The sequence below is a fragment of the Pseudomonas sp. P5_A12 genome (assembly GCF_056400685.1).
Genome location: NZ_JBFUKU010000363.1, coordinates 1 through 4705, shown reverse-complemented (window position 1 = coordinate 4705; position 4705 = coordinate 1). Strand labels below are relative to the sequence as shown.

Sequence of the window (4705 nt, the reverse complement as noted above, 5' to 3'; positions counted from 1 at the left end):
CCCTTGGGCGAGGCCAGGGTCAGTTGAGCACCGGCGTCCTTGAAGGCGTAATACGGCGCAGCGAATTCTTCCAGCCAGAAGCCGGTTTTCTTACCCGTGTCACCCAATTGATCGTGGGACGTTAAAACCATCAGGATTTTCATGTCGTTCTCACTCCGGTTCAGGGTTGTTCGGACGCTCGACGGCGCTGCTTTTATGGACCCTGCGGCCGGTCGATTCGTTGCACCGGGTGCAGGTTGTCTTTGAAGGATGGCGCAAAGCCGTTATGCGCAAGAAGTTGCACACCTATCCTACAGAACTGTCCCACAGAGATGCTGATCGCCCGGCCAGGCGGGCCCTCCAGCCGAGTGCGCAAGAAGTTGCGCAGCGGTGTGCAAGTACTTGCGCACATTCTTTGGGGTTCTTCACCTACAAATCTTCCAACTGTCGAAAATAACCGCCAACTCATTGATCTATATGGTTTTAGCCGTTTGTGGCATGGACCTTGATAATAGTCTGGCACCCACCGGGCGATACCGCCTCCCGGGCACTCTCAATTTTTTAGCAAGGAGCACATCCATGGCTACACCCGCGTACATGTCCGTCACCGGCGAAAAACAAGGTTTGATCACCGCCGGCGCGTTCACCGCCGACTCGGTGGGCAACACTTACCAGGAAGGCCACGAAGACCAGGTCATGGTTCAGGCGTTCAGCCACGACGTGATCATCCCGCGTGACCCGCAATCCGGCCAACCGACCGGTCAGCGCGTGCACAAGCCAGTGGTGATCACCAAGGTCTATGACAAGTCCTCGCCACTGCTGCAAGCGGCTTTGACCTCCGGCGAGCGCATGAGCGAAATCGTTATCCAGTGGTACCGCACTTCGGCTCAAGGTACCCAAGAGCACTACTACACCACCAAACTGGAAGACGCGATCATCGTCGCCATCAACAACAAAATGCACAACTGCCAGGACCCGTCGAACTCGCACTTCACGCACCTGGAAGAAGTGCAATTCACTTACCGCAAAATCACCTGGACCCACGAAGTATCCGGTACTTCGGGTTCCGATGACTGGCGTCTGCCGGTCGCCTGACCAAGGCCGACCGTCTCAAGCATCGGCCAGCCCTGCTGGTCGATGTTGTTTTCGCCCTTTCAGAATTTTTGCGTCTGCTGATGCCTTCTTCGGCTATTGGCGCACGTCGCAGCACTGCACGAGGAACAAGGGATGTTCGCGCCGGCCATTCAGACTCACTTTGCCCTGACTTTCGAAGGCTTATCCAGCGATTTACAGGTGCTGTCCTTGCAAGGTCTGATCTTTTGACTCCGCAGGCGTGGTTGGCTGAACAGCAATTGCAGCCCCATGAACATCTGTATCTGATCGTCAGCGCCACCAGCGATGCCGGTGCGCTCAAGACGCTTTATCAGAATGAGCCAACAACCCAGGCGACTCCGATCTGGGGTGGAACACCCTACGCGGGCTGGCAACAGGTCATGCCCTACCTCATCGAGCTGAAACCCGACTCCCGCTTTCTACCGTGGATCGCCGAAACGCATGCGCAGGACTGGGGGTGGCTCGCCGTCTCAACCAGCGAGCCGGACGTGGTGCTCGAACACCTTCGCAGCCTGACCCAAGTGCGCATGCCCGATGGCACCGAGGTGTTTTTCCGGTTCTGGGATGGGCGGCATATCTTCCCGATTCTGCAAGGGTTGGGTGATGCGGCGGGTGAAGTGCTGCCGGTGTTTGATCGGTATCTGATTAATGGGACGCGCCTGGAGGTTGGCTCACGGGTGGTGCCGAAGGCGAAGGATTGGCCTTGGTGGGAAGTGCCTAAGGGGCTGCTTGATGGCCTGACTACGAAAAACCCCTCAACCGTGGTCGGCAACATGATGCAGTGGCTGAAGGAGGATCACGCCGCGCTGTATTTCTCGTTCCCTGAATCCAACTTGCAGCAAAAGGTGACGCGCTTTGTAAAACGCACCCCACTCACGGAAGAAAACTACACAGGGCGACTGAAAGCCCACTTGGAAAAAGAGGTGACCGTATGAGCATTTTGATGGGTTCCATTGGTGGGACCCTCACAGCAAAACAACCCGATGCTCAGGTCATCATCAGTGATTTCAAAAAGTGTATGGCTGACTACCGCAGCCATGCAGAAGCCTGGTATGGCGGCGCCCTGGATGCGGAACAACAATTTCAGGTCGGTGACGAAGTCGGCATTCAGGACAAGGACAGCAAAAAGCAAGTCGACCTTTACACAAACTGCCCAGCCAACGGCAAGCTCAAACTGGTTCACAGTTTCGAGTCGGCGCGTTTTGTCCCTATCGGCAATACACCGGTCCGGTTGGCGCCTGTGGCCGACGGCAAGCTGTTCGGCAAAAATGAGATCGGCAAGGCTATTACCGCAACGATTGGTCCTGGCGGGATTCTTGAAGTTGCGGACCTCACCCCAAACCAGCAGTACAAAATCACCTTTTTCCCAAACCCCACTCCCGCTCAAATCGACACGCTGTTCAATTCCTATCAGGACGTGATCGGCGATTTGAGCGGCTGGCTACAAACCCAGTGGACCACCGACTTTTTGCCACTGTGGCAAGCGCACAACAGCGCGTCCTTGGCTGGCCGCGCCATGCAGGAACTGGAAGCCGCCTGGAAAGGCTTCGGGAAAGCGATCATGGGTTTGTGGAGCGATATCAAAAGCCTCTACAACCTCGTTGCGCATCCTCGAGATCATTATGAAAGGCTGAAGAACTTCTTCACCGAGGAAGAAATCAAGCGCATCTACGACGCCTCGGCGGAAGCCATTCACACCGCCTTGCTGATCGCCAGTGACGAGCCATTGATGTGGATCTACATGGCCGCAATCATGGCGTGGGTCAAAATGCTGCCTCCGCAGACCTGCACAGAAGTGCTGTCTGAACTGACCACTGAAGTCCTGTTGTTTATTCTGTTCGGCGTTGTTTTGACCGGTGGTCTCGGCTTGGCAGCACGTGTCGGCGCCAAGGCACTGAAAGCCACGCAAAACAGTGGCAAGGTGCTGACACTGATCGAGGACTTCACCTCCATGCTGATGAAGATCAGCAAGCAAAATTCCGCAACCCACACTGAAGCCGCCAAACCCTTGCTGCTCACCGGCAATTCAGCGGTCAATCAGGCACGCAAAGCCAGCGTCGAAATCGCCGCCCCCAAGCCCGCAACCACGGCAACAGCCCCCAAGAAAAAGCCCAAGGTTACAGACGGAAAAGTGGAGACCGACGCGCAGATTCATGCGCGCGGAAAAAAGGACAACACCACACGCATCGAACAAAAAGAGCCTGTCGACAACGCTCCTGACCAGTCGAAAACCCCCGCAGACCAGCCTGCGCAGTGCGTTAACAAAACCTGCACTAATGGCGATCCCGTGTCGATGGTGACCGGCGAGGAACTGCTGACGCTCACGGATGGCGAACTCGGCGGCCTCTTGCCGCTGGAATGGACGCGTCTTTACCGCAGCAGTGCGGTGGAAATCGACAGTCGTTTCGGCTATGGCTGGAGCCATTCACTGTCCCATCACCTGCACCTGGACGATGAAGGCGTGCTGTGGACTGACAATGAAAACCGTCAGACCCGATTTCCAATGCCGACCGAACAACGTCCGGCCATCACCAACAGCCTGGCCGAAGCGGCCATTTATCTTGGTGATGCGCCAGGTGAACTGATCCTGACTCAGGCTGGCCCCAAAACGCGGTTTTACCATTTCCGTGCCGGGCGTCTGAACACCATCAGTGATGCCTACGAAAACCAGTTGCACATCAACTATGACCTGGTTGGACGCATTCAGCGCATCGACAACGGCGCTGGTCGCGCCTTGTTACTGCGCTATGACGACCGCCACATATCAGCGGTCGACTTCCAGCAGCAATGTGCCGAGTACGATGATCGCGGTGGGCGCCAGAATCCATGGCAAACCGTGCAAACCCTGGTCACCTATCACTACAACGAGTGCAATCAACTCGTCAGTGCCACCAATGCTGCCGGGGAGCGCGAGCATTATCGCTACAACGATCAACACGTCATTCTCGAGCGTCAACTGGCGGGTGGCGCCAGCTTCTTCTGGGAGTGGGAACGCGAAGGAAAATTGGCGCGCTGCATCCGCCACTGGGCGAGTTATTCGCAGCTTGAAACGCGTTATGTGTGGGACGACAAGGGCACGGTGACCGTGCTCAACGCCGATGGCAGCGAGCAGGTTTACGTGCATGACGAAAATGCTCGACTGATCAGCGAGACCGTGCCCGACGGCGCACAAACGCAAAGAGCTTATGACGACGAAGGTCGCCTGATCGCTGAAAAAGACGCGATGGGTGCCGTCACCGAATACCAATACACCGATGCCGGGCGTTTGATTGCGGTTATTCCCCCAGAAGATGAACCGACTCGCTACAACTACTACGATGGTCAACTCATCGATGTGCAACGAGGTAGAGCGCGCTGGAAGTACGAACGCAATCGACAGGGCGATATCACCCAACAAACTGATCCTCATGGCAACGAAACCCACTACAGCTACGACCGACAGGGTCGCCTGTTGGAGATTCGTCATCCTGATGGCAGCCGCCATCAACTGGGCTGGAACAACCTCGGCCAATTGCTGGAAGAACGCCTGCCGGACGGCGGCCAACGCAAATATCGCTACGACGTGTTGGGTCGACAGATTACTCGTCAGGAAGAAACCGGCGCGATCACCCAC

General features: G+C 56.3%; 3 protein-coding genes and 1 pseudogene. 3 read left to right on the top strand and 1 reads right to left on the bottom strand.

Annotation, left to right across the window (positions count from 1 at the left end; all coding sequences use genetic code 11):
- Positions 1 to 143, bottom strand: a pseudogene (locus tag AC1DSG_RS27870) (type 1 glutamine amidotransferase domain-containing protein); the annotation flags it as partial.
- A gap of 415 nt (positions 144 to 558) precedes the next feature.
- On the opposite strand from AC1DSG_RS27870, the gene AC1DSG_RS27865 reads away from it, so the two are divergent.
- The 3 genes from AC1DSG_RS27865 to AC1DSG_RS27855 all read left to right on the top strand — a co-directional run.
- Positions 559 to 1074 carry an Hcp family type VI secretion system effector gene (locus AC1DSG_RS27865; protein WP_007948242.1) on the top strand — a complete coding sequence of 172 codons (516 nt, stop codon included), beginning with the start codon at positions 559 to 561 and terminating at the stop codon, positions 1072 to 1074.
- A 224-nt stretch (positions 1075 to 1298) separates the two neighbouring features.
- Complete coding sequence (locus tag AC1DSG_RS27860; protein WP_477793752.1) at positions 1299 to 2027, top strand: DUF4123 domain-containing protein; 729 nt, start codon at positions 1299 to 1301, stop codon at positions 2025 to 2027.
- The coding region (locus AC1DSG_RS27855; protein ID WP_477793751.1) for a DUF6531 domain-containing protein at positions 2024 to 4705 on the top strand (2682 nt) is incomplete at its 3' end. The genes AC1DSG_RS27860 and AC1DSG_RS27855, both read left to right, overlap by 4 nt.